Raw genomic sequence first — 19,566 nt, 5'->3', positions numbered from 1 at the left:
CCTCTCCCACGGGGAGAGGGAGAAAAAACTAAAAACGGCAACCGAGGTTGCCGTTTTGCTTTTACTTGCCCACCGGGCACTTTTTCGTATTACGCTAAGGCCTTAGCAATCTTCTCGTACAGATCGCCAGACAGGTTCTCCAGCCCTTTCAGCTGCTCAAGCGCGGCACGCATCTTCGCCTGACGCTTCGCATCGTAGCGTTTCAGACGGATCAGCGGCTCAATCAGACGGGACGCCACCTGCGGGTTACGGCTGTTCAGCTCGGTCAGCATTTCCACCATGAACTGATAACCGCTGCCGTCTTCGGCGTGGAACGCCGCAGGGTTGCTGCTGGCAAACGCGCCAATCAGAGAGCGCACGCGGTTTGGGTTGCTCAGGGTAAAGGAGCGATGCTTCAACAGGCTGCGCACTTTGCTGAGCGCATCGGCCGCCGGGCTGGTCGCCTGCAGGATGAACCACTTGTCCATCACCAGACCATCCTGATGCCACTTGTCGTCGTACTCCTGCATTAGCGCATCACGGCACGGCAGTTCGGCGGCAACGCTTGCGCCCAGCGCGGCCAGCGCGTCGGTCATGTTATCCGCTTCGTGATACTGCTTGCTCACCAGGGTGTTCGCCAGCCCGGTTTCACCAAACGCAAGATAGCGCAGGCAGGTATTGCGCAGAGAACGTTTACCAATGTCCGCGTGCTCAACGCGATACGCGTCAAGCTTATTGGCGTTATAAATGGCCAGGAACTCATCGGCCAGTTCTGCAGCCAGCGTACGGGTCAGCGCTTCACGCACCGCCACGATGGCAATCGGATCGATGATATCAAACAACTCGGCGATTTCAGTCGCTGACGGCAGGGTCAGAATTTCAGCGGCCAGCGCCGGGTCAATCTTCTCATCCAGCAGGATCGCGCGGAACGCGTCAGCCACATGGACAGGCAGCGACAGCGGCTGGCCCTGCTGATGACGGTTTACGTTGATCTTAATGTAGGTCGCCAGCAGGCTTTGCGCTGCATCCCAGCGGGAGAAGTCGTTACGCGCGTGACGCATCAGGAACGTCAGCTGCTGATCGCTCCACTTGTACTCCAGCTTCACCGGCGCGGAGAATTCGCACAGCAGCGCAGGCACCGGCTGGAAGTAGACGTTATCGAAGATAAAGGTCTGCTCGGCCTGGGTCACGTTCAGCACGTGGTGTACCGGGTGGCCGCCCTTCTGGAGCGGGATAACTTTGCCTTCGTTATCGTACAGCTCAATGCTGAACGGAATATGCAGCGGATATTTCTCTTCCTGCTCCGCCGTCGGCGGCGTGCGCTGGCTGATGGTCAGGGTGTACTGCTCGGTTTCCGGATTGTAATCGTCTTTGACGGTGACAACTGGCGTACCGGCCTGGCTGTACCAGCGGCGGAAGTGAGAGAGATCGACATTAGAGGCATCCTCCATCGCCTGCACAAAATCGTCGCAGGTGGCCGCGCTGCCGTCATGACGCTCGAAGTACAGCTGCATCCCTTTCTGGAAGTTCTCCTCACCCAGCAGGGTGTGGATCATGCGGATAATTTCAGCGCCCTTCTCGTACACCGTCAGGGTGTAGAAGTTGTTCATCTCGATGACTTTATCCGGGCGGATCGGGTGCGCCATTGGGCTGGCATCTTCCGCAAACTGCAGACCACGCATGGTGCGCACGTTGTTGATGCGGTTCACCGCGCGTGAACCCAGGTCGGAGCTGAACTCCTGATCGCGGAAGACGGTCAGGCCCTCTTTCAGGCTCAGCTGGAACCAGTCGCGGCAGGTAACGCGGTTACCGGTCCAGTTGTGGAAATATTCGTGGCCGATGACGCGCTCGATATCGAGGTAGTCTTTGTCCGTTGCGGTATCGGTACGCGCCAGCACGTATTTGGAGTTAAAGACGTTAAGGCCTTTGTTCTCCATTGCGCCCATGTTGAAGAAATCGACGGCGACGATCATATAGATGTCGAGGTCATATTCGAGGCCGAAGCGCTCCTCGTCCCACTTCATGGAGTTGATGAGGGAGGTCATTGCCCACGGCGCACGGTCAAGGTTGCCGCGGTCAACAAACAGCTCCAGCGCCACTTCGCGGCCTGAGCGCGTTTTGAAGGTGTCGCGCAGCACGTCGAAATCCCCCGCCACCAGCGCAAACAGGTAGCACGGTTTCGGGAAGGGATCCTGCCACTGCACCCAGTGACGGCCATTCTCCAGCTCGCCTTCGCCTACGCGGTTACCGTTGGAGAGCAGGAAGGGATACAGGGTTTTATCGGCGATGATTTTGGTGGTGAAGCGCGCCAGGACGTCCGGACGGTCGAGATACCACGTAATGTGGCGGAACCCTTCCGCTTCACACTGGGTACACAGCGCCACGCCTGACTGGTAAAGCCCTTCCAGCGCGGTGTTGGCGGCAGGGCTGATTTCATTCACGATGCGCAGCGTAAACTGTTCCGGCAGGTTGTCGATGACCAGCTGGTTGTTTTCTTCTTTATAGTCTGACCAGGCTTCATCATTAATGTGCAGGGAGACCAGCGTCAGGTCTTCACCATCCAGACGCAGCGGCACCGCAGTTGCGCTGTGGCGCGTCACCTGGCTCACCGCAGTGACAACGGTTTTAGTGGCATCCAGGTCAAAAGTCAGATCGATTTCGCTAATCAGGTAATCCGGCGCACGGTAGTCGTGGCGGTATTTGGCTTGTGGCTGTTGTGTCATAGAAAACCTTATGCATCGTTTGTCGAGTAACGTTTCAATATATTCCTGTTGCGCAAAACGCGCTATGCAGAATGTTCATCTTTTCAGGGTCAAAACCTTTTTTTGCTACATTTGTATAACACGGGGCACAAAATGCCCTCGACCATAAAACGCGCTTATGTTGTGATCGGGGTTCAATAAATCACTAAACAAGGTATACTCCGGAGTTGTTTATTGTACTAAACGCTCCTGTGAGAGGATGCTACTGCGCACCTATGACTCAATTCGCTTCTCCAGTTCTGCATACGTTGCTGGATACCGACGCGTATAAACTGCATATGCAGCAAGCCGTTTTCCACCATTACTATGACGTTCATGTCGCGGCGGAATTCCGCTGTCGTGGCGACGACTTGCTTGGTATCTACGCAGACGCCATTCGTGAACAGGTCAATGCTATGCAGCATCTGACGCTGCAGGACGAGGAATATCAGTGGCTTTCTGGCCTGCCTTTCTTCAAAGCCGACTACCTGAACTGGCTGCGCGATTTCCGCTATAAGCCGGAGCAGGTCACCGTGCTTAACGATAACGGCAAGCTTGATATTCGCCTTGAAGGTCCGTGGCGGGAAGTGATCATGTGGGAAGTGCCGCTTCTGGCAGTGATCAGTGAACTGGCTCACCGCTACCGTTCGCCGGAAACGGGCGTCGAGCAGGCGGTCGCCGCGCTGGAAAATAAACTCGCTGCCTTCTCCACGCTGACCGAAGGGCTGGACATGTCCCGCTTCCGCCTGATGGACTTTGGCACCCGTCGCCGTTTCTCGCGTGACGTTCAGGAAGCCATCGTTAAACGTCTGCAGCAGGAGCCGTGGTTCGTGGGCACCAGTAACTACGATCTGGCACGCCGCCTCGGCCTGACGCCGATGGGCACCCAGGCGCACGAGTGGTTCCAGGCGCATCAGCAGATCAGCCCCGACCTGGCTAACAGCCAGCGCGCGGCACTGGCCGCATGGCTTGAGGAGTACCCGAATCAGCTCGGGATCGCCCTCACCGACTGTATTACGATGGATGCCTTCCTGCGCGACTTTGGTCCCGAGTTCGCTGAACGTTACCAGGGGTTACGCCACGACTCCGGGGATCCGGTTGAATGGGGCGAGAAGGCCATTGCCCATTACGAGAAACTCGGCATCGATCCGATGAGCAAGGTGCTGGTCTTCTCCGATAATCTCGACCTGGCGAAAGCGGTCGAACTCTATCGCCATTTCAACACCCGGGTGAACCTGAGCTTCGGAATTGGTACCCGTCTGACCTGCGATATTCCTCAGGTAAAACCTCTGAATATCGTCATCAAACTGGTGGAATGTAACGGCAAGCCGGTGGCAAAACTCTCCGACAGCCCGGGTAAAACCATCTGCCATGACAAAGCGTTTGTCCGCGCATTGCGCAAAGCGTTCGATCTTCCCCAGATCAAAAAAGCCAGTTAAGCGCTTACGGGAGCCTTCATGGCTCCCTTCTCCTTATTTATTTCTCAATTCTTCTCGTTTGACTGCGAAATTTACTTGTCTGATAGCAGATGGCAGGTAACATAGATATCCCCCCATAAGGGTGGACAAGTGTTTATTTTTTCCGACTATTAACAGAGAGAATATTATGAGCGTTGTGCCTGTAGCCGACGTACTCCAGGGCCGTGTCGCCGTTGACCAGGAAGTCACCGTGCGCGGATGGGTGCGTACCCGCCGAGATTCTAAAGCTGGCATCTCCTTCCTCGCCGTCTATGACGGTTCCTGCTTTGATCCTGTACAGGCCGTCATTAATAATTCTCTGCCCAATTACAATGATGACGTTTTGCGCCTGACAACCGGTTGCTCCGTCATTGTTACCGGCATGGTTGTGGCATCACCGGGCCAGGGCCAGAGCTTCGAAATTCAGGCCTCTGCGATTGAAGTCACCGGCTGGGTTGAAGATCCGGATACCTATCCGATGGCGGCAAAACGTCACAGCATCGAATATCTGCGTGAAGTCGCCCACCTGCGTCCGCGTACCAACCTGATTGGTGCGGTGGCGCGCGTGCGTCATACGCTGGCGCAGGCGCTGCATCGTTTCTTCGATGAGCAGGGCTACTTCTGGGTGTCTACCCCGCTGATCACCGCGTCCGATACGGAAGGTGCGGGTGAGATGTTCCGCGTCTCGACGCTGGACATGGAAAACCTGCCGCGCACGCCTGAAGGTAAAGTGGACTATGACAAAGACTTCTTTGGTAAAGAAGCTTTCCTGACGGTATCCGGCCAGCTCAACGGCGAAACGTACGCCTGTGCGCTGTCTAAGATCTACACCTTTGGCCCAACCTTCCGTGCCGAAAACTCCAACACCAGCCGTCACCTGGCGGAATTCTGGATGCTGGAGCCTGAAGTGGCCTTCGCCGACCTGGACGATGTTGCGGGTCTGGCGGAAGCGATGCTGAAGTATGTGTTCAAAGCGGTTCTGGAAGAACGTCCTGACGACATGAAATTCTTCGCAGAACGCGTAGACAGCGATGCTGTGGCGCGTCTGGAGCGTTTCGTGTCCGCCGACTTTGCGCAGGTGGACTATACCGACGCGGTGGCGATCCTCGAGAAATGCGGTGAGACGTTCGAGAACCCGGTTTACTGGGGCGTTGACCTGGCGTCTGAACACGAACGCTATCTGGCCGAGAAGCATTTCAAAGCGCCGGTTGTCGTTAAAAACTACCCGAAAGACATTAAGGCCTTCTATATGCGCCTTAACGAAGACGGTAAGACCGTGGCAGCGATGGACGTTCTGGCGCCGGGCATTGGTGAAATCATCGGTGGCTCTCAGCGTGAAGAGCGTCTTGACGTGCTGGACGCGCGTATGGAAGAGATGGGGCTCAACCCAGCTGATTACAGCTGGTACCGCGATCTGCGTCGTTACGGTACCGTACCGCACGCCGGTTTTGGTCTGGGCTTCGAGCGTCTGATTGCCTACGTTACCGGTGTTCAGAACGTACGCGACGTGATTCCTTTCCCACGTACTCCTCGTAACGCCAGCTTCTAATCGGTACAAGACTAAAATGGCCAGCTTATGCTGGCCATTATTTTATTCTGTATTGTCAGTTTTCGTCAGCGCAAAGTCAGCGTCTTTCAACCTTCACCCCGTCACAACCACTACCTGTTACGTTTTGTTTCCGCGAAATATCCAGCCACAAAAAATAAACCCCATTCTTATTGCGATTATTGCTTCCTCAAGCGATAGCACAAATTTCAACCACTTTTACAGCCATCCAGAAGTCTTTTTGGGGTCATAAGAAAAACAGAGTCGTTTAACGTCTGTTTATACGAATCGCCTTTATCTTAATTAATCATAAGCAATTCATATATATAGGATAGGTTTTGGCGTTTAATTCGCCAGGTTGGTCTGAAGTTTGAGGTGGTTCACAAAGTTCCCAAAAATACATATTTAGTTACACATAATTTCTTTTAGTTACTTAATCTCGAGAATTGTAGCACTTTCAGGCTAGCGAAACGCTTCGCCGAATGGAAAGATGCCTGTCAGATACATAAAGACACCAAACTCTCATCAATAGTTCCGGAAATATTTATTGACAGAATTTATTGACGGCAGTGGCGAGTGTCATAAAAAAACCAATGAGGGTAATAAATAATGATGAAGCGCAATATTCTGGCAGTGGTAATCCCTGCCCTGCTGGTAGCCGGTGCAGCTAACGCTGCAGAAATCTATAACAAGAACGGCAACAAACTGGACTTCTACGGTAAAGTTGTGGGTGAACACGGCTTCACCACTTCTGGCGAACATAAAAACGCTGACTCCTCTTACGGCCAGATCGGCTTTAAAGGCGAAACTCAGATCAATGATCAACTGATCGGTTACGGTCAGTGGGAATACCGTGCGAAAGCTGGTGCAGCCGAAGGCGACCAGACTAACGTAACTCGTCTGGCATTCGCGGGTATCAAAGTTTCTGAAGCAGGTTCTCTGGACTACGGTCGTAACTACGGTATCGTTTACGACGTAGAATCCTACACGGATATGGCTCCGTCCTTCTCTGGCGAAACCTGGGGTGGCGGCTATGTTGATAACTACATGACCAGCCGTTCTACTGGCCTGCTGACCTACCGTAACAACAACTTCTTCGGTCTGGTTGATGGTCTGAACTTTGGCGTTCAGTACCAGGGTAAAAACGAACGTAGCGATCTGCGTAAAGCGAACGGTGACGGCGTTGGTCTGTCCCTGGGCTACGAGTTCGGCGAAGGGTTCGGTCTGATCGGTGCATACAGCACTGCAAACCGTACTCTGGATCAAAAAGCAGATGGTAAAGGCGATAAAGCTGAGTCCTGGGCAGTTGGCGCGAAATATGACGCGAACAATATCTACCTGGCGACCGTTTACGCTGAAACCCGCAACATGAGCATCCTGGGCGATAGCACAGAGACTGTGTACGACGTTGCTAACAAGACCCAGAACTTCGAAGTTATCGCACAGTACCAGTTCGACTTCGGTCTGCGTCCTTCCGTTTCCTACGTTCAGTCCAAAGGTAAAGACCTGAACGGCATCGGCGACCGTGACCTGGCGAAATACATCACCACTGGTGCGACTTACTACTTCAACAAGAACTTCAACGTGTACGGTGACTACCGCTTCAACCTGCTGGACGACAAAGATGCGTCCACCAGCTGGGTTGGCTCTGACAACCAGGCTACCGTTGGCGTAACCTACCAGTTCTAATCAGTACACCACTTTGTTATATGATTAATGAACAGGGCTTCGGCCCTGTTTTTTTATGCGTGACAGAAAATAATGGCGACTTTTGAAAAGCCGCACGCTTTTCGTCGCAAACGGTTGGCATTTTGTAAATCTACCGTTAACCTGATAGCGGATTTCACTTCTGTAATCACAATGGAACTTCGTCATGTTTGAGAACATTACCGCCGCTCCTGCCGACCCTATTCTGGGCCTGGCCGATCTGTTTCGTGCCGACGACCGCCCTGGCAAAATCAACCTGGGTATTGGTGTATATAAAGATGAAACCGGCAAAACTCCGGTACTGACCAGCGTTAAGAAAGCTGAGCAGTATCTGCTGGAAAACGAAACCACCAAAAACTACCTCGGTATTGATGGTATCCCTGAATTTGGTCGCTGCACCCAGGAGCTGCTGTTCGGTAAAGGCAGCGCAATTGTGAGTGGCAAACGTGCCCGTACAGCACAGACCCCAGGCGGTACCGGTGCGCTGCGCGTGGCGGCGGATTTCCTGGCGAAAAACACCTCTGTTAAGCGCGTATGGGTAAGCAACCCAAGCTGGCCGAACCACAAGAGCGTGTTTAACTCTGCGGGTCTGGAAGTGCGAGAATATGCCTACTACGACGCGGCAAACCACTCTCTCGACTTTGACGGCCTGCTGGCGAGCCTGAGCGAAGCGCAGGCAGGTGACGTGGTGCTGTTCCACGGTTGCTGCCACAACCCAACCGGTATCGACCCGACGCTTGAGCAGTGGGAGCACCTGGCGAAGCTGTCCGTAGAAAAAGGCTGGCTGCCGCTGTTTGACTTTGCCTACCAGGGCTTCGCCCGTGGTCTGGAAGAAGATGCCGAAGGCCTGCGCGCGTTCGCAGCCGTGCATCAGGAGCTGATTGTCGCAAGCTCTTATTCCAAGAACTTCGGTCTGTACAATGAGCGCGTAGGTGCCTGTACGCTGGTTGCAGCTAACGAAGAGACCGTCGATCGTGCGTTCAGCCAGATGAAATCGGTTATCCGCGCTAACTACTCTAACCCACCGGCACACGGTGCGTCTGTTGTTGCCACCATCCTGAGCAACGATGCGCTGCGCGCTATCTGGGAACAAGAGCTGAACGATATGCGCCAGCGCATTCAGCGCATGCGCCTGCTGTTTGTGAACACCCTGGCTGAAAAAGGCGCGGACCGCGACTTCAGCTTTATCATCAAACAGAACGGCATGTTCTCGTTCAGCGGCCTGACCAAAGAGCAGGTTCTGCGTCTGCGTGAAGAGTTTGGCGTGTACGCCGTAGCGTCTGGCCGTGTGAACGTTGCAGGCATGACGCCTGACAACATGGCGCCACTGTGCGAAGCGATTGTCGCCGTACTGTAATTTGCGCCCATAAAAAAAGCCTGCGTTATGCAGGCTTTTTTTTATTGGTTACCAGACAGGCATTTCATCCTGAAGGAACGGGTTATGGAGCCGTTCATAGCCCAGCGTCGACATCGGACCGTGTCCAGGGATAAACGTAACGTCATCACCCAGCGGCAATAACTTTTGTTTAATCGACTGAATCAGCTGCCCGTGGTCGCCGCGCGGAAAATCGCTGCGTCCTACGCCACCTTTGAAGATCACATCGCCGGAAATCAGCAGACGGGACTGGCCATCAAAGAAGACGATATGGCCTGGCGTATGCCCAGGACAATGCAACACCTGTAAAGTCACATTCCCTACGTTAACGCGCTCTCCCTCATTTAGCCAGCGATCGGGCGTCAGGGGCTGACACTCATCAAGGCCAAACATGCGGCTTTGGGCGGGTAACCCCTGCAGCCAGAACTCATCTTCTTTTTCCGGGCCGATCACCGGCACACCGTAGTGTTCAGCCAGTTCAGCGGCAGCACCTACATGGTCAAGATGACCATGCGTGAGCAAAATCTGCATCAGCGTGACGCCGCTTGCTGCGACTTCCTGCTTGATTTTCTCAGCGTCACCGCCGGGATCGACAAGCGCGGCCAGTTTAGTCTGTTCGCACCAGATCAATGAACAATTCTGGGAGAACGCGGTAACCGGAATAATACGATAGTTCATACTGCTCCTGTGTTTCGTTATTACCAGTGCCGAACCGGACCGGTATCAATATGCACAAAGTTGCTGCTGGGGTAATATCCTACACCACCTGCGCGCATAGATAACGCGGCTTTGCGAATATTGGCTAACGAAACGCCTTCAATATGGAAATCCATTGCCTGTCCCTTCGTGTGATAGCTTTTTTTCGCTACCCCGCGGCTGTGGGCGCGCAGTTCATTGTTGGTATCAATCGAGCGATAGCCAGAGATGAGCTGAACCGGCTTGCTGGTGCCCAGCAGGCCCTGAAGGCGGAAAATCTGATCAAACAGTCCTGGATCGATGGCTTTTATTTTATTCGCGCGGAAATCACGGAAAAAATGGTTAAGTCTTGCTAATTCATCCTGAATATAGCCTCTGCCATCGAAAAACTCCGCTTTTAGCGACTCACCGGTATGAAGATTGTTGAGCGTTAAAACTCGCGGACGAGGTGTCGAGAGGGTGGCAAATGCTGGCGTCGGCAGGATGGCCGCTGCGCCGAGCGCAACGCCACCTAACGCCAGCAGTTTGCGGCGATTAGCGTCAAATTTGTCCATGATAATCAGGTCTACAGGTAAAAGAAATCGTAATATGCTTAGCGCACGAAGGGCACCATAACTGGCAAAACCAGGTACGTCAAGGCGCCCAACCCCAGTGAATATGCGGCTTGCAGCGATATAGCCCCCTATTCACCATAACTTACGACAATCATTTTTCCCGAACTACTTCATTTACCTGATTAATTGTTCCGCTTTTGGCAAAATTTGTGCGCCGGATCGCGCGGTGAGATCATAATTGTAAATATCTGTACGATACTGAGTACGCCCGTCTTCGCCCACAAACGCCGTCAGATAGTAAAGATTGACCGGAATATTGTGGCGAATATTAACATAACGCGTATCCCCCTGTTTCAGGGCATCCGAGATGCGCGTATCGTTCCAGCCCGCATCCTGCAGCAGCATATTGGCCAGCTCCGAGGCTTTGTTCACGCGCACGCAGCCAGAACTCAGCGCGCGAGTATCTTTCTGGAACAGGTTGTGGTTCGGCGTATCGTGCAGATAGATAGCTTCTGAACTCGGCATATTGAATTTGTAGCGCCCTAAAGAGTTGTGCGCCCCAGGAGCCTGCTGGAAACGGAACGGCAGATTCGACGCTGTGATCGTCGACCAGTCGACCATATAAGGATCGATGGCCTCTTTACTGTTCCATCCACGCATCACCGTATAGCCATGACGCTCCAGATAACCCGGATCGTTCCAGACCTTCGGCAGAATGTCTTTACGCGCCAGGGTCGGCGGTACGTTCCACGGCGGGTTAACCACCACGTTATTCAGCGCACTGCTCATCATCGGTGTTTTACGATCCGGACGCCCGACAATCACGCGCGACGCCAGCTTTTCGCTACCATCCTGATAATAGACCAGGGAATACGCCGGGATGTTAACCATAATCCCGGTAGAGAGCGTTCCCGGCAGCAAGCGCAAACGCTGGATATTGAGCGCCAGCACTCCTGCCCGCTGCGCAGGCGATACGTTCAGCCAGTCGCGCGTCGTCTGGCCAATGACGCCATCGGCCCCTAGCCCCTGAGCGGCCTGGAATTGCTTAACGGCCGCAACCAGCTCGCGATCGTAAGCCGCAGGTTTGCTGCTCAGGACATCGGCTTTCTTCTCTTTCACGGGAGCTGACGGGCTGACGGCGACGCTTTGTGGATCATCACCCGGAAGTGCAATCTTTGGCCCGCCTTCCAGAATACCGGATCGCACCAGGATCTCGCGCAGGGCGGGCACATCGCTGCTCCACTGCCCCGGACGCAGCGTCGCGGTACCGCGCATTTGCGGCCATGGACGCGAGTCCCCCACCAGCGCGAGGAGCGACTGGTGCAGAGTGGCATATTGTGGATGCGCCGGTGCGAGGCTGGCGATAAAGCGCGGCAGTTCGCCGTTATCCAGCGCTAACTGCCATTGGTTAATCACCGACAGCGCCGGCGTCGCCAGCTTGTACGGCTTATCGCTGTAGAGCCAACGGCTGCCATTGACCGGAATACCCGCCACGAACTGCAGGTAGCCCATCATGGCATCGGAAAGAACCACGTCCCGCGCCTGCCCGGTGACGGCAGGATCGGTTAACAGCTCAACCCACTTTGTAAACTGCGGCTGAAATCCTGCAATCGCGACCTCCGCCAGCTGCTGCTGGAAGGCGCGCACCGCATCGCGGTTTTCCCACATCGGTTTCATATCGCGGGCAGCATAGAGGAGCGTGAGCTGATTGATATAGACAGGCGTGTAGCCTGACGGCAGCTCCGACTGCAGCTGCTGACTGAGCGATTCGGCGTCGATGCCTTCCGGCAGCGGTTTAATACCGGCCATGATAGCCGTTGCCGGAGACTGGTCCAGCGGCTGGGACAACGACGTTGGCTGCGCGCCTGTCGTTGCCGAGCTGTCAGTCGGCACAATTTCAGGCTCGTCGGCCTGGGCGGTTAACAGCGGAGCAAACATCACTGCCAGGCATAAACTCAGCGCAGACAGCTGACGACCACATTCTTTCTTAAGCAACATCCCTTGCCCCCTGTTTTCACGACATGCCCATCACGTTGGGGCTTTCTTTCATTATAGGTAGACGGCTAAGCTGTTGCCTTACCTTATGTAAAGAAGTTTAAAGATAACGCAGCCCTAAGCACAAGTTAAGTTTAAAAAAAAAGCGGCGCCAGTGCGCCGCTTCGGGTCAGAAGACGCGTCAGGAAGCGTCCGCCGTGGTTTCCGGCAATGACTCCGGCGGCTGCGGCGCAAAGCCACGCAGCCCCACAACGTGAACGTGTTCGCTGTTCTGGAACACTTTACGCACCAGTTTGTAGGTAGTGCCCTTCTCGGGGCTGATGTTCTCCGGCGCCGCGATAATGAGCTGCATATCGAGACGTTCGCAAAGCTCGAAAAGCGTGGCAATTGAGCGGGCATCAAGACGCGCCGCCTCATCCAGGAACAGCAGTCGGCATGGCGAGATGTCTTTGCCGCGCAGGCGGCGCGCTTCATCTTCCCAGCTCTGTACGACCATCACCAGAATTGACATCCCGGTGCCGATCGCTTCACCGGTAGAGAGCGCCCCGGATTCCGCACGCAGCCAGCCGTCGGAGCCACGGTTTACCTCAACTTCCATTTCCAGGTAGTTACGGTAGTCCAGCAGCTCTTCACCGATGGTTTGCGGCGTACGTTGCCCCATATCAATCTGCGGGTTCAGGCGCTGATACAGCTTCGCCAGCGCTTCGGAGAAGGTCAGACGATTGCTGTTGAACAGATCCTGGTGCTGCTCGTGCTGCTCAGACAGCACTTCCAGCAGCGTCGCGTGGGCTTCACGCACGTTGACGTTGAGGCGCACGCTGTTCACCTGGCCAAACGACACGCTCTGCAGACCCTGGTTCAGCTGGCGAATACGGTTCTGTTCGCGCTGAATGGTTTTACGAATGATGTTCGCCACGCTGCGGGAGCTGATCGCCAGCTTCTGCTCGCGGGAGGTCAGCTCTTCCGTCAGGCGACCCAGCTCGATTTCCATCTGTTCGATGGCTTCAACCGGATCGTCGGTACGGATGATGTCCTGACGAATACGCTCGCGCAGGTGCTGGTAAACCGCCACGAAGAACTGGATTTTACGTTCCGGACGTTTGGGATCTTCCGACATACGCAGCACGTCGCGCAGGTGTTCGTTATCCGCTACCGCCAGACGCAGCGCACCCAACGCCTTATCCGACATGGAACGCAGCTCATCGGCAGAGAGGTACGCCAGCTCGCGACGGTGCAGACGACGCTCAACGTTATTGTCTTTCACCATGCGCATCACCGCGCACCAGCCCGCCTTGGCGGTCACGACCTGCTCGCGCATCTCAAAGTAGTCGCGCTCCAGCTTGCGCAGGCGACGGGTCAGGTTATCCATTTCCGCTTCGCAGAAGGTCAGCGCTTTTTCCAGCTGATTACGACGCGCGCGGTTATTGCTGAGCTGAGAATGCAGCTCGTCACGACGAATACGCGCGCGCTCTTCAGCCCCGCTGTCGGCACGCACGCCGATGTCCTGAAGCTCTTTCTGCAGATCGTTTAACAGCTCTTTCTTGGTATCAAAGGAGCTTTTCAGCGAGGCCAGCACCTGGTTGTACTGGTTCAGTTGAGCGGAGTGGCTGCGCATTGCTTCGCGGGCGCGAGTACGTTCCGCTTCCGCCTGCTCAAGGCGCTGACGCAGTTTTTCGTTCAGGTCGCTGTTACCGCTCAGCATTTCAGCCGAATCGGAGTAGCCAAAGTGGGCCCGACGCTGCACCACTTCCGTCAGGGCAAACGCCTGCTGACGCGCTTCGCGCTGCACCTGCTGCGACCAGGCATAATCTTCTTTTAACTGCTCGAACTGTTCCGGGTCGCTCTGCAGTACAGACACGACGGGCTCCAGCTTCGCCAGCTGATTGCCGTGCTGCTGAACGAAACGCGCGGCTTCCTGCGCTTCATCCAGACGCTCCTGGATTTCATCCACACGGTCAGCCAGCGTGTCGTCCGCCAGCAGGTTCAGGCGCGGCAGAATGCGGTTAAGGGCAGCGACGCCCTCTTTCGCCTGTTCAAACTGAACGCGACTCTGCTGGTTATCACTTTCATGGCTGGCAATGGCACGTTCCAGCTCGCCGCGACGGGTATTGAGCTTGCGGATTTCGGCTTCCGGATCCGCGTCAAACGCCACGGCGAGATGGCTGCCGATAAAGCGGCTGAACGCCTGGTGCAGACGCTGGGTTTTCTGCACGTCAAACGACAGGGTCGCAAAACGTTCAGACAGCGTCTCACGCTCGGCGTGCAGACTCTCGATGCGGCTTTCGCGCGCGGCGCGGCCAAACAGCGGTAGCTCAGGGAAGCGGGAATAACGCCACTGACGGTCGGCGATTTTCACCACGACCGCTTTTTCCAGCTCGTCGACGCTGAATACGCTGTCATCGAACGACTGCGGATCCCCTTCGATCAGGTAGAGATCTTCCGGACAATCTTCCAGTCCGGCAAGCTGTTCAGAAATCAGCGACAGATCCGGGACCACGATCGCGTTGCGGGATGGACCGTACAGCGCGGAGAAGTACGGGGCATCGTCAAGGCCAACGTCGTCATAAATCTCGGACAGCAGCACGCCGCCAAAACGCTCGGCTAGCGCATTCAGGCGCGGATCTTCTGACCCGCCCGGCTGGCTTAGGCGCTCAATTTCTTCATCGACGTCGCGCTTGCGGGCGCCCACTTCGTCACGCTCAACAATGGCTTCGCGCTCGCGCTCCAGCAGCTGCTGCAGGTATTCGGTCACTTCCTGGCCGGATTCGAACTGCTCGCCGCACTGCTCGCTGAGCTGATTCAGGCTGCTTTGCGCCGCCAGCCAGACCGGCGCTCGCTGCAGGAGCGTCTTCGAACGGGACTGAATCTGCTCCAGTTCCTGACGCAGCGTCATACGCTGTTCGCTGGCGTTTGATACGGTATCGGACAGGGCCGCAATACGCGCTTCCAGCTCCTGATGCAGGGCCTCAAGCTCGTCGAAATCGTAATTTTTTCCCTGACGCTTGCAGAATTCCGCCAGCAGACGCTCGGCTTCCTGCTGCTCGCGCAGGCGCTGCTCCAGCTCGTTCAGACGCATACGCAGCGGCTGTACCTGCTCGGCCAGATGGCGCTGGTTCACACCGTCGCGCAGCAGTTCACGGGCAACGTCCCAGGCTTCGCTACGCGCCAGCGGGCCGTTAATTGCGACCACCAGCTGATAAGCCTGCTCAAACTGGCTGTGCGCCGTTTGCGCGACGCTCATTTTCTGTTCGAGGGAGAGCAGTTTCTCGGTGGCTTCCTGCTCTTTGGCCTGGAAGGTATCCAGCCACTCGTCGGCGCTGTCCGGCGTCAGGTCAGGCAGATGGCACAGCTCTTTCGCACGCTGTAATGCCTGCAATGCCTGGGTGTACTGAATCGCTCGCGTTTGCTGCACGTCAAGTGCCTGCTGGTAATCAGCAAGCTGGCTTTTCAGCTCATCCACTTCCAGCTCGGCCGCTTCGGCGCGGGCTTCGTTCTCTTCCTGCATGTCGGCGGCTTCGGCCACCACTTCATTCTGCTCTTCGAGACGAATCTGCAGTTCATCGAGATCCGCTTCATAGCGCTCGATTTTTTCCTGCTGACGCAGCGCGGTCTGCACCAGGTTCAGGTGATCGCTGGCGGCCTGGTAATCGGCTTCCAGGTCGCCTTCAGCACCGTTGTGCTCGCCCAGCTCGCGCGCCATTTCGACGTGCTTGTACTGCTCGGCCACCAGCTGTTTACGGGAGGTAAACAGCTCGCGACGGTATTCTAATGCCTGATCGAGATGCACCCGGCGCTCGTTGGCGTGGCGCATGTAGTCCGCCGCCACGTAGTTGGTGGCTTCGCTGATCAGGTGTTTAAACAGGTCGCGGTCAGACTGGGTAACGCGAATCGCTTCCAGCGTCATGCGGTTTTCGCGCAGCGCCGCTTCCATATCCTGGAAGGCCTTACGCACGCCGCTGTTTTCCGGCAGCAGGTAGTCGCGCAGGGAGCGGGTAATCGCGCTGGAGATACCGCCGTACAGAGACGCTTCGATCAGGCGGTAGTATTTGCTACGGTCTGATGCCGTGCGCAGACGACGCGCCACCACGCCCAGATCGAACATCAGCGAGTGGTAGTCGGTAATGGAGTTGAACTGCTTGAACTGCACGCCTTCGATGGCTTCGAGCTTGTCCTTCAGCTCCTGCAGCGTCAGCACGCGCGCCTGACGTTCGTTCAGGGTTTCCGTCAGCAGCGACGTCGGCTGCACGGAGGTTGGCAGACCCTGGATCGCAAACGGTTTGATATCCACTTTACGGTCGCGGCCGGCGACCTGCTGCAGGCGCACGCCCACCACCACGCGCTGATGACGGGAGTTAATGACGTCCAGAACCGAATAACAGACGCCGGCCTTCAGCTTACCGTGCAGACCTTTATCGCGGGAGCCGCTTGTTGCCCCCGCTTCGGTGGTGTTACGGAAATGGAGCAGCGTCAGATCGGGGATCAGCGCCGTAACAAAGGCCGCCATGGTGGTGGATTTACCCGCACCGTTACCGCCGGAGAGCGTCGTGACCAGCTCATCCAGATCGAACGTTCGGGCAAAGAAGCCGTTCCAGTTAATCAGCGTCAGTGAGCGAAATTTACCGCGTTCAATCATTACTCTTCCTCCCCGCTATCCGGCAGATTCTCTTCATGCTCATCATTGAGCTGCAAATGGTTTTCCACCGGCATCGCTTCACCGTCGCGGATCATGCGAAGCTGCGCTTCACGCGCGTCATCGCCCGCACGCACGTCGGCGCCGAAGCGGAAGACAGATTCCGTGATGCGGAATTTGCTGCTGTCGTGGCCCATAAACCAGACCATCCCCAGACGACGCAGACGGTTCAGGGAAGAGCGAACCTTTTCCTGTAATTTCTGACGGTCAAGATCTGACCCCGTAGAGCGGTTGTTCACCAGCTTGAGCAGCTTGCTCTCATCAGCCAGCGTCAACAGCTCATCGTAAAGTTCCTGCTGGGTGAAGATCCCTTCATTCGCCAGACGTTCCGGGCTGAGGTAGAGGTAGCAAAGAATTTTGCCGACCATCATATCCAGCTCGGAGAGCACGGAACGCGGAATCAGCGTCGTGGAGCGCGGGCGAAGGTAGAAAAACCCTTCCGGCGCGCGGATAAGCTCCACGTTGTAGCGCGCGTAAAACTCTTCCAGGTACTCCTGAAAGTCCATCAAAAAGGCGTGATTATCCAGCTCGTCTAAGCCAATGTGACGACCGGCACGCAGCTGGCTGTCCAGCGCCGGAAATAACGGATTCGCCAGCGCCTGTGCCAGCTTAACCGGCATCACTTGTTCAATATTTGTCAATGACATGCGCCTGTACCTTGGCTCCGTAATCGTTAATTGGCTGCCACTTCGGCGGCAGTCCGGTGAAATCTGCTTGTGCGACGCCCAGGCGCACCGCCTGGTCTACCACAATGCGGGCAATGTCGAAGTGGCGCGCGCGTGGATATTGCGCCAGATAGTCGCGCACCACGAGACCAAGATCCAGCGGCACTTGTCTGGTTTTGTAGACAGCAAGCTGTTCTTCGATCATCGCCGCAAGCTGCTCGCGAATTTCGTTAAATTCTTCGTATTCCAGATCCGGCGGCAGTTCACCGGTCACCTCTTCATCGCGCAGCGCCATCTCTTCGTCGCGCATATCCAGCAGACGATCGGCACTGGCGTAGGTCAGCGCCCACGGCGCATCGAAATAGGTCTGCACCGACTGACGCAGACGCTGAGCAAAGACGCGGTTTTTATCCATATCAATCGCGGTACGGATAAATTTATGCACGTGTCGGTCGTAGCCGATCCACAGGTCGATCGACTGCTGGCCCCAGCTGATAATGCGGTCGAGTTTGCTCTGCAGATCGAATACCAGACGGTCGATAAAATGCAGATCGTCATGCGCCAGCGTCGCGTCCTGGATGCGCAGCAGGTTAGCCTGCAGCTTGTCCCCTGCGGCTTCCAGCGTATCCTGGAGCTCGCGCAGCGTGCCGGAGGTTTCTGACAGCAGAAGTTCACAGCTGGAGATGGCCGCTCGCCAGTCTTTATTCAGCAGCTGCGCGATATCGTCTTTCACCTGCTGCTGCTGTTCGTCCATCAGGCGCTGGGTGAGATCAATACTGTCGAAAATCTCGGCCACCGAATATTTCAGCGGCGCGTAGACGTTACGGTGCCAGTGGAATTCGTCACCGTTTTCATCCGCCGCGTCGGCGGCGCGCTTAAGCTCACCCGCCACGATCGAGAGCTGCATGGAAAGGCGCAGCGTGGAAAATTCACGCTGGCGGATGTAGTAATCGGTGATGCCGATGCCCAGCGGCGTCAGGCGATAGATGGCGTTTCCTTCCGCCTGCTCGCTGGTAAAGCGGTTCAGCAGACGTTGACGCACCATATCGTTGATCGCGTTGTTGGCACGCACGCTAATGGTTTCGCTGGTTTGCTCAAACGCATCACTGACATGGCGGAACGCATCCACCAGTTCACCCTCGCTCATTTCACCATCCAGCCGTTCGCCGTTAAGCGTGGCAACCGCCAGCAGGAAAGAGAGTCTGTCTACCGGCAGCGAGATGGAGAAATCGTTTTTCCTGGCCCAGGCAACCAGTTCGGGGACTGTCTGGGAAAATTCACTCATAGGTTATCCTTGCATCTGCGGCTTGTGCGCGGTGACGTGAATATAGCGGCCAAGGCTGATAAAAGGCTCCTGACGGCAATACCGCGTTTCTAATTCTGTTAAGGTGTCAAAACAGTCACGCTGTTTGTGTTTTTCACGCAGATAATCATGAAACACCCTGACGCCCGTCTTCCCGACGATCTGCCAGCCAATCGCTTCCAGCCAGCCATAAACCTGCTGTGGATCGCGCGGATAGTCCGGGGAAAGCGTGCGCTTTTTCTTTTTGGGCATCCCGACCTGAACATAGTCGAAGTTTCCTGCAACCATGTTGTGCATCAGGAAGCCGTTAGCATTGTAGAACATCAGCGACAGCGTGCCGCCCGGGCGTAACATCGACCACAGGGTTTGTAACACGCTTTGCGGATCGGCAACCCACTCCAGCACCGCATGAAACAATATCAGATCAACCTGGGTTTCCAAATGCTGCGCGATGTCCTGAGCGGCGCATTGTATAAAATGCATGTTGTCGCTCACACCTTTCTCTTCAGCAGCACGCGTCGCGCGGGCGACCATTTCAGCAGAAAGATCGCAAAGTGTGACGTGATGACCGCGCTCGGCCATTTTTATCGCCGTCTGCCCTTCACCGCCACCGGCGTCCAGCACGCGCAACGTTTGACCACCAAAGGTGGCCAGAATGGTGTCCAGATCCTGCCAGAGGATCGTCTGACGAAGCTGCCCTTTCGTGGTGCCATAAATGTTGCGCGAAAACTTTTCCGCGATGTCATCAAAATTGCGATCCCGCATTGGGAGAGTTCCACTCGCTAACTGCAAAACCGCTATTTTGTCACACCCGCGCGGAGAATGAACCTCTCTGGTGTAATATCACGGGTAATCACC

General features: G+C 55.7%; 12 protein-coding genes. 4 read left to right on the top strand and 8 right to left on the bottom strand.

Annotation, left to right across the window (positions count from 1 at the left end; translation table 11 throughout):
- Window positions 1-89 precede the first annotated feature (89 nt).
- Complete coding sequence (gene pepN / locus AC2TE5_RS07505) at window positions 90-2,702, bottom strand: aminopeptidase N (RefSeq protein ID WP_193940106.1); 2,613 nt, start codon at window positions 2,700-2,702, stop codon at window positions 90-92.
- A gap of 254 nt (window positions 2,703-2,956) precedes the next feature.
- On the opposite strand from pepN, the gene pncB reads away from it, so the two are divergent.
- The 4 genes from pncB to AC2TE5_RS07485 all read left to right on the top strand — a co-directional run bounded on the left by pncB (window position 2,957) and on the right by AC2TE5_RS07485 (window position 8,787).
- On the top strand, window positions 2,957-4,159 hold the full coding sequence (pncB, locus tag AC2TE5_RS07500) for a nicotinate phosphoribosyltransferase (protein ID WP_213328366.1): 1,203 nt from the start codon (window positions 2,957-2,959) through the stop codon (window positions 4,157-4,159).
- Between the two features lie 166 nt (window positions 4,160-4,325).
- Window positions 4,326-5,726 carry an asparagine--tRNA ligase gene (gene asnS, locus AC2TE5_RS07495; protein ID WP_484612943.1) on the top strand — a complete coding sequence of 467 codons (1,401 nt, stop codon included), beginning with the start codon at window positions 4,326-4,328 and terminating at the stop codon, window positions 5,724-5,726.
- Between the two features lie 606 nt (window positions 5,727-6,332).
- Window positions 6,333-7,412 (top strand): porin, encoded by a 1,080-nt coding sequence (locus tag AC2TE5_RS07490; protein ID WP_159513782.1) that lies wholly within the window; start codon window positions 6,333-6,335, stop codon window positions 7,410-7,412.
- A 184-nt stretch (window positions 7,413-7,596) separates the two neighbouring features.
- Entirely contained in the window at window positions 7,597-8,787 is a 1,191-nt protein-coding gene (locus tag AC2TE5_RS07485; RefSeq protein WP_484612942.1) for an amino acid aminotransferase, read from the top strand.
- A gap of 48 nt (window positions 8,788-8,835) precedes the next feature.
- Here the strand turns inward: AC2TE5_RS07485 and AC2TE5_RS07480 are convergent, their stop codons facing one another.
- The 7 genes from AC2TE5_RS07480 to cmoM form a co-directional block, all read right to left on the bottom strand.
- A complete protein-coding gene (locus tag AC2TE5_RS07480; protein ID WP_484612941.1) occupies window positions 8,836-9,483 on the bottom strand; it encodes an MBL fold metallo-hydrolase in 648 nt (215 codons plus the stop codon).
- A 20-nt stretch (window positions 9,484-9,503) separates the two neighbouring features.
- Window positions 9,504-10,055 carry a peptidoglycan L,D-endopeptidase MepK gene (gene mepK, locus AC2TE5_RS07475; protein ID WP_023335137.1) on the bottom strand — a complete coding sequence of 184 codons (552 nt, stop codon included), beginning with the start codon at window positions 10,053-10,055 and terminating at the stop codon, window positions 9,504-9,506.
- Between the two features lie 174 nt (window positions 10,056-10,229).
- Window positions 10,230-12,053: a L,D-transpeptidase gene (gene ldtD / locus AC2TE5_RS07470; protein WP_484612940.1), complete on the bottom strand. Its 1,824-nt coding sequence runs from the start codon at window positions 12,051-12,053 to the stop codon at window positions 10,230-10,232.
- 178 nt (window positions 12,054-12,231) lie between these two features.
- A complete protein-coding gene (mukB, locus tag AC2TE5_RS07465) occupies window positions 12,232-16,683 on the bottom strand; it encodes a chromosome partition protein MukB (protein WP_484612939.1) in 4,452 nt (1,483 codons plus the stop codon).
- Window positions 16,683-17,387 carry a chromosome partition protein MukE gene (gene mukE / locus AC2TE5_RS07460; protein WP_008499954.1) on the bottom strand — a complete coding sequence of 235 codons (705 nt, stop codon included), beginning with the start codon at window positions 17,385-17,387 and terminating at the stop codon, window positions 16,683-16,685. Before mukE ends, mukB begins: the two co-directional genes overlap by 1 nt.
- Entirely contained in the window at window positions 17,368-18,690 is a 1,323-nt protein-coding gene (gene mukF, locus AC2TE5_RS07455; RefSeq protein ID WP_023335133.1) for a chromosome partition protein MukF, read from the bottom strand. The genes mukE and mukF overlap by 20 nt, the downstream gene beginning before the upstream one ends.
- Before the next feature lie 3 nt (window positions 18,691-18,693).
- The gene (gene cmoM / locus AC2TE5_RS07450) at window positions 18,694-19,473 is read right to left on the bottom strand and encodes a tRNA uridine 5-oxyacetic acid(34) methyltransferase CmoM (protein WP_023311004.1); all 780 of its coding nucleotides are present in this window, start codon (window positions 19,471-19,473) and stop codon (window positions 18,694-18,696) included.
- Window positions 19,474-19,566 lie beyond the last annotated feature (93 nt).

This window comes from Enterobacter sp. N5-15 (genome assembly GCF_057221635.1).
The sequence above is the reverse complement of the archived record's forward strand: the minus strand, read 5'-3'. Positions and strand labels throughout refer to the sequence as shown.

Excerpts from the sequence above, each read along its gene's own strand:
- pepN (WP_193940106.1), bottom strand. The coding sequence starts at position 2,702 with ATGACACAACAGCCACAAGCCAAATACCGCCACGACTACCGTGCGCCG.
- pncB (WP_213328366.1), top strand. The coding sequence starts at position 2,957 with ATGACTCAATTCGCTTCTCCAGTTCTGCATACGTTGCTGGATACCGAC.
- asnS (WP_484612943.1), top strand. The coding sequence starts at position 4,326 with ATGAGCGTTGTGCCTGTAGCCGACGTACTCCAGGGCCGTGTCGCCGTT.
- AC2TE5_RS07490 (WP_159513782.1), top strand. The coding sequence starts at position 6,333 with ATGATGAAGCGCAATATTCTGGCAGTGGTAATCCCTGCCCTGCTGGTA.
- AC2TE5_RS07485 (WP_484612942.1), top strand. The coding sequence starts at position 7,597 with ATGTTTGAGAACATTACCGCCGCTCCTGCCGACCCTATTCTGGGCCTG.
- AC2TE5_RS07480 (WP_484612941.1), bottom strand. The coding sequence starts at position 9,483 with ATGAACTATCGTATTATTCCGGTTACCGCGTTCTCCCAGAATTGTTCA.
- mepK (WP_023335137.1), bottom strand. The coding sequence starts at position 10,055 with ATGGACAAATTTGACGCTAATCGCCGCAAACTGCTGGCGTTAGGTGGC.
- ldtD (WP_484612940.1), bottom strand. The coding sequence starts at position 12,053 with ATGTTGCTTAAGAAAGAATGTGGTCGTCAGCTGTCTGCGCTGAGTTTA.
- mukB (WP_484612939.1), bottom strand. The coding sequence starts at position 16,683 with ATGATTGAACGCGGTAAATTTCGCTCACTGACGCTGATTAACTGGAAC.
- mukE (WP_008499954.1), bottom strand. The coding sequence starts at position 17,387 with ATGTCATTGACAAATATTGAACAAGTGATGCCGGTTAAGCTGGCACAG.
- mukF (WP_023335133.1), bottom strand. The coding sequence starts at position 18,690 with ATGAGTGAATTTTCCCAGACAGTCCCCGAACTGGTTGCCTGGGCCAGG.
- cmoM (WP_023311004.1), bottom strand. The coding sequence starts at position 19,473 with ATGCGGGATCGCAATTTTGATGACATCGCGGAAAAGTTTTCGCGCAAC.